This is a genomic window from Bradyrhizobium pachyrhizi (genome assembly GCF_001189245.1).
In the GTDB taxonomy this organism is placed as follows: domain Bacteria; phylum Pseudomonadota; class Alphaproteobacteria; order Rhizobiales; family Xanthobacteraceae; genus Bradyrhizobium; species Bradyrhizobium pachyrhizi.
The window spans coordinates 42,976-48,226 of record NZ_LFIQ01000020.1; the positions used below are offsets into that span (position 1 = coordinate 42,976).

General features: G+C 63.1%; 6 protein-coding genes and 1 tRNA gene. 2 read left to right on the top strand and 5 right to left on the bottom strand.

Annotation, left to right across the window (positions count from 1 at the left end; translation table 11 throughout):
* Positions 1 to 13: 13 nt before the first annotated feature.
* The 4 genes from AKL29_RS00645 to AKL29_RS41515 form a co-directional block, all read right to left on the bottom strand.
* Entirely contained in the window at positions 14 to 514 is a 501-nt protein-coding gene (locus AKL29_RS00645; RefSeq protein ID WP_050382326.1) for a hypothetical protein, read from the bottom strand.
* 176 nt (positions 515 to 690) lie between these two features.
* A complete protein-coding gene (locus AKL29_RS00650; protein WP_193395177.1) occupies positions 691 to 1,002 on the bottom strand; it encodes a UBP-type zinc finger domain-containing protein in 312 nt (103 codons plus the stop codon).
* 8 nt (positions 1,003 to 1,010) lie between these two features.
* Complete coding sequence (locus tag AKL29_RS00655; protein WP_050382368.1) at positions 1,011 to 2,711, bottom strand: FAD-dependent oxidoreductase; 1,701 nt, start codon at positions 2,709 to 2,711, stop codon at positions 1,011 to 1,013.
* A gap of 157 nt (positions 2,712 to 2,868) precedes the next feature.
* On the bottom strand, positions 2,869 to 3,105 hold the full coding sequence (locus AKL29_RS41515) for a hypothetical protein (protein ID WP_152977373.1): 237 nt from the start codon (positions 3,103 to 3,105) through the stop codon (positions 2,869 to 2,871).
* 314 nt (positions 3,106 to 3,419) lie between these two features.
* Here AKL29_RS41515 and AKL29_RS00665 point away from each other — a divergent pair.
* Positions 3,420 to 3,494, top strand: a tRNA-Thr gene (locus tag AKL29_RS00665).
* A 190-nt stretch (positions 3,495 to 3,684) separates the two neighbouring features.
* The gene (locus AKL29_RS00670) at positions 3,685 to 4,875 is read left to right on the top strand and encodes a hypothetical protein (RefSeq protein ID WP_050382331.1); all 1,191 of its coding nucleotides are present in this window, start codon (positions 3,685 to 3,687) and stop codon (positions 4,873 to 4,875) included.
* A 176-nt stretch (positions 4,876 to 5,051) separates the two neighbouring features.
* Here the strand turns inward: AKL29_RS00670 and AKL29_RS46230 are convergent, their stop codons facing one another.
* A complete protein-coding gene (locus AKL29_RS46230) occupies positions 5,052 to 5,177 on the bottom strand; it encodes a hypothetical protein (protein WP_283809382.1) in 126 nt (41 codons plus the stop codon).
* Positions 5,178 to 5,251 lie beyond the last annotated feature (74 nt).

The window sequence follows — 5,251 nt, forward strand, 5'->3', positions numbered from 1 at the left end:
AAGGCTTGTCGGATCAGGCGAACGTGACCGGCCTGAACCGGCGCCAGGCACCGATGGTCATCAGGACGAAGAACACCAGTACGATGCCCTGCACCACGGCAAAGACCGGCCCGGATGGCGGGTTCGGCGGCACGGCTGGCGCCAGCGCCTGCAACGCCGGCACCTTGAGGAAGCTCTGGATGACCAGCACGAAGACGTTGAGATAGAGCGAGACCATCGCGGTCACGATATAGATCGGACGCCAGGCGCCCTTGAGCTGCATCGCATAGAGTGCAATGCAGGCGATCGCGAGCAGCACCAGCGAAAGCCCGCCGATGATGTGCGACGGCAGCAGCTTCTCGGTCACCAAAGGCGGGATCACGAAGCCGGTGGCGCTGGTCAGGATCGTCAGCACGAGGAAGATCGCGGTCAGCCCCGGCATCGCGCGCGAGCCGAGCAGCCCGAACATCACGAGCACGCCGGCGACGATTGCAATCAGGCTGATAATGACGTGCACGAGCACCAATGTCGTCATGTGGCGCACTCCCCGTTGAGACCCGCGTGCGAGGTTACGACGCGTGACGGAAAATTGCTACATGCTTCGATGGCAGGACGGCCGACATCTCATGAAGAATTTTGCCGGCGCCGGCGATTGCTGAAAATTTTCGCACGTATGTCACACGATGCGGCACGTGCGCCGTGTAAGAAGCCTCATCGATCATAGCGCGGGATCGGTCCGTTATGCGGCGTCTTGCGCTTCGACAGGTCGAACAGCACCTCGTCGACATAGCACCAGCCCCAGCCTTCCGGCGGATCGTAGCCCTCGATCACGGGATGGCCGGTGGCGTGGAAATGCGCCGTCGCATGCCGGTTCGGCGAGTCGTCGCAGCAGCCGACATGGCCGCAAGTGCGGCAGATGCGCAAATGCAGCCAGCGGCTGCCGCTCTTCAGGCATTCCTCGCAGCCGAGCGCGCTCGGCGTGACATCCTGGATGCCGGCGATATGGATGCAGCCTTTCGACATCATGCCTCCTACAGCGTCGGACTGCCCGCGTCAGCGAGATAGCCGTGCAGCGCGGCGACGACTTGCGCACCCTCGCCGATCGCGCCGCCGACGCGCTTGACCGATCCGGAGCGGACGTCGCCGACCGCGAACACACCGGGCACCGTGGTCTCGAGCAGCGGCACGGCGCGCGCGCCTTCGCCGGTCTGCACGCCGGTCATCACGAAGCCGCCGCGGTCGACCTGCACGCCGCAGCCTTCGAGCCAGCCGGTCGCCGGATCGGCGCCGACAAACAAAAAGAGATTGCGGATATCCATGGTGAACTCGTCGGGCGCGAGCCGGCTGCGCCAGCGCACCCGCTGCAGCGTCTCCGCGCCGTCGAGCCCGATCACCTCGGTGTTGAACATCAATTCGATGTTCGGCGTCGCCTCGATGCGCTCGATCAAATAGCGCGACATGCTGGCTCCGAGCCCGCCGCCGCGGATCATCATGTTGACCTTGCGAGCATGCGCCGACAGGAACACCGCCGCCTGCCCCGCGGAGTTGCCGCCGCCGACCAGCACGACATCCTGGTTGGCGCAGAGCCGGGCCTCGATCGGCGAGGCCCAGTACCAGACGCCGCGGCCTTCAAAGGCATCGAGATTGTCGATCTCGGGCCGGCGATAGCGCGCCCCGCTGGCGACCACCACGGATTTCGCGCGCAGCGTATGCCCGCACGCGGTGTCGAGCACGAATGCGCCGGACGCTTTCGTGCAGTCGAGCGATTTGATCGAGACCGGGATCAGCATCTCGGCGCCGAATTTCTGCGCCTGGTTGAAGGCGCGCCCGGCCAGCGCCTGGCCGGAGATGCCGGTCGGAAAGCCCAGATAGTTTTCGATGCGCATGCTGGCCCCGGCCTGGCCGCCGAAGGCGCGGGAATCGAACACCGCAACCGACAGGCCTTCCGATGCCGCATAGACCGCGGTGGCAAGCCCGGCCGGGCCGCTGCCGACCACGGCGACATCGTAGAGTTTTTCATGCGCGCTGTTGCCGATCATGCCGAGCGCCATCGCAAGCGCGGTCTCGGAAGGATTGCGCAGCACCGTGCCGTTGGGACAGACCACCAGCGGCAGCTCGGCGCGCGTCGGCGAATAGCGCGCGACGAGGTCGGCGGCATCCTTGTCGGTCTCGGGGTCGAGCAAGTGGTGCGGCTGGCCGTTGCGCGCCAAAAAATTCTGCAGCGAGGCCATATTGCCGACCGAGGCGGGGCCGATCAGCACCGGCCCGCCGGCGCCGCCCTGGATCAGGCTGACGCGGCGCAGGATCAGCGCTCGCATGATGCGCTCGCCGAGATCGGCCTCCGCAACCAAAAGCGCGCGCAGCCGGTCGGGCGGCAACAGCAGCGTCTCGACCACCCCATCGGCATAGCCGTCGACCAGCGCCGGGCGGCCGGAGAGCTGGCCGATCTCGGCGAGGAACTGGCCCGGTCCCTGGTCGATGATCGGCGCGACATGGCCGAGGCCGTCGCGCTGGGTGATCGAGACATTGCCCGACAGCACCACGAACATGCCGGGCCCGGGCTTGCCGGTCTCGAACAGCGCCTCGCCGTCCTGGTATGCGCGCGGCTCGCCGAAGCGGCGCATCCGCTCGATCTCGTGCGCGGTCAGGGTCGGAAAGGTCTGCTCATGGCGCGGGAAGGCGTAGGCGGTTGCGCTCAGCCGGTTGATTGTCGTGTCTTCTACTACAGCCATGCCGGCGACCCGCTTCTCTTTGCCTACGTTCGTCATTCCGGGGCGTGCGAAGCACGAACCCGGAATCTCGAGGTTCCGGGTTCGCTTCGCGCCCCGGAACGACGTACCCTCATCACTTGCGCCATGCGGAAGTTCTCATTGGATCAGAACCGCGGCTTTAGCCTGTCACTTTGCCAGGCTCGCTTCCGCCATCGTCGTCCAGCGAGCCGTCATCTACCGGGCCGCCATCTAGCGAACCATGGGCGGCTTCGGAAGAGGCCGCATCATCACGACCGCGCGCCTGCGATTTCCGCCGCTTCAGGTTTTCGCGCAGCGCCAGCTTGAGACGATCCTGTCGTGAATCCTTCACGCGGGCTCCGGCCTGCCCGCCGCTTCTGTCCTGATCGCCTGTCATTGCAAAACTCTCGAACCGCCGCCGCCCTGCGCGAGGTGAGCATAGCCAATGGCGGGTGCCCGCGCACCCTGCCCGGTCGGCCAGTTGCGGCGATATGATTCGGCGGCAAGCGCAAATCGGAATAGTTTCGGCGCGATCGGGAACCCAATCCGGCCGAAATCGGCCAGATTGGCCGGAATCAACGGCGAGGCCGTCGATTTCTGCCGATTTCAAGGGCGACAGGGGCGCTGTTTCGCTTGCGCCAAAGGGAGGCCTGTGGCAAGAACCGCCCGCTTGGACGGGCCCTTGGGGCCGATTCAATTTTTCCCGGGCATGCTGCCGTAGCTCAGTGGTAGAGCACTCCATTGGTAATGGAGAGGTCGACAGTTCAATCCTGTCTGGCAGCACCAGGATCTTCATCGCACTGCGACTGAGCCGAAGACCTCCCCGCCCGCCCTGATCCCACTACCCCCTCGACAGCCCTCCGTCCTGAAAATCTACTTTTGGTTGATTTTCGGCCGGAGCTATACTTCTATGTAACTGTAGTTACATGGCGAATTTCAAGACTCCGCAATACGATTGGGAATTGGGGGATTTCACGTGCGCATCAAAACCTTGCTGCCGACGGCTCTTGCGCTGTTGGCATCCTCGTCCGCATTTGGCTTTGAGTTGGTCGATATTGAGCGTGCTTCGGGCTCGCCGCCGGTCATAAGAGCCTTCGACAGTCCCAGGGACGTCTTCGAATACGATCTCAAGGTCCGCAATCTCTGCGACAATGCGCAGAGCTTGAACAACGTGGCGTCGGGCTGGGTCGGAGCGAAGCGAACCGGCAACATATTCCAGGATGGGTTCAATATTCACGACAAGTCTGTCGCCCTGGCGGCCGTGGTGACCTTCCCGAACGCCAAGAGCAACGAGACCAAGCAGGTCAAAGTGCCGATCATAGCGAAAGCCAACTTTGGCGACGTTCAAATTCAGAACTGCGAAGGCACCATCATCACCGACGTTCCGGCGAACGCGAAAGTAAGGCTGCACTTTGAATACAAGCAGTCGGACACCATTCGATTCAACGACCCGACGAAGTTTGTGAGCGGGATTGCGACGGTCGGCACCAGTGCCGTCGCGTTGGGCTCCTTGGCCACGGGCACCGGTATTGGATCGGCGATCGTTCCTGTCGTCTCCTATTTGGAGAAGAACAGCAACGCCATCACCACGCTCAACAACGGGGTGAACTCGATCATGGCGTCGTTTGCGGAAACCAGATCGCCCGATCCCAGGCAGTATGAGATCAGGTCAACCGCCAGCAACATCAGCTACAGAAGCGGTCGAAAGACCGTCATCTCGATCGACAAGATCGTGCGTGACACCGGGCCGGATATTGACGGCGGAAACGGCTGGCTCGGAGTGGACAGGGCCTTTTCCGATCGCTACGGCGAGCTTCAAAGCCAATTCAACAATGCCCAGAATGCGGTTGATTCTCCCTGGTCGGCAAATCTGCCCAAGTTCTGCGCCAAGCTCAGAAGCTATGTGGATGGAGCGACCAAGGGAGACCGCTTCGCCTCGGCTCTCGGTATCGGATTTCACGCCTTCTACAACTCGACGGAGTATGGCGGGAAAACCTGTCTGAACTCATGGGAAATCGTCGCTCTGAAGGCGCACCACTTCGCTCCGCCGTTCCCTGGTGCCTGGCCGACCAATGCGACGCCATCCGCACCCGCGGTCGCTGCACGGTCTTTGCCAAGGCCGCCCGGCGCATCTGCCCGAATGGCCAACGCTCTCGCTTCACGCTGATGATCTGAACACACCCAGTCGGCGCCGAACGGAGGCGCCGGCAGGACGTGGCTACCGCCTCTCAGGGAGGATTATGCGATCCGGTTCCGGCGGCTACCGCCGGGCCTCAGCCGTCACGTGACCGCTCTATTATGACCGCTATCCGCGCAATCGGCCCTTCGCACCGCTTCCGCGGATCAACGCGCCAGCAGCGCGCCCATCCCGCCGATCGTCAGCACGACGTAGAACGCGAACACACTGCCGACCCATTTCCAATCGATCTGATCGTGTGCGGGGCTGAGGCTTTCGATGATGCCGTGCATGATGGTTTCCTTTCAGAAGCGTTTTCGAGCGAAGTGGGCACCCCTTCGCGTGAAGAAAACGCGTCAAAACAAGA

Coding starts and splice junctions, on each gene's coding strand:
- AKL29_RS00650 (WP_193395177.1), bottom strand. CDS start 1,002: ATGTCGAAAGGCTGCATCCATATCGCCGGCATCCAGGATGTCACGCCG.
- AKL29_RS41515 (WP_152977373.1), bottom strand. CDS start 3,105: ATGACAGGCGATCAGGACAGAAGCGGCGGGCAGGCCGGAGCCCGCGTG.
- AKL29_RS00645 (WP_050382326.1), bottom strand. CDS start 514: ATGACGACATTGGTGCTCGTGCACGTCATTATCAGCCTGATTGCAATC.
- AKL29_RS46230 (WP_283809382.1), bottom strand. CDS start 5,177: ATGCACGGCATCATCGAAAGCCTCAGCCCCGCACACGATCAGATCGAT.
- AKL29_RS00655 (WP_050382368.1), bottom strand. CDS start 2,711: ATGGCTGTAGTAGAAGACACGACAATCAACCGGCTGAGCGCAACCGCC.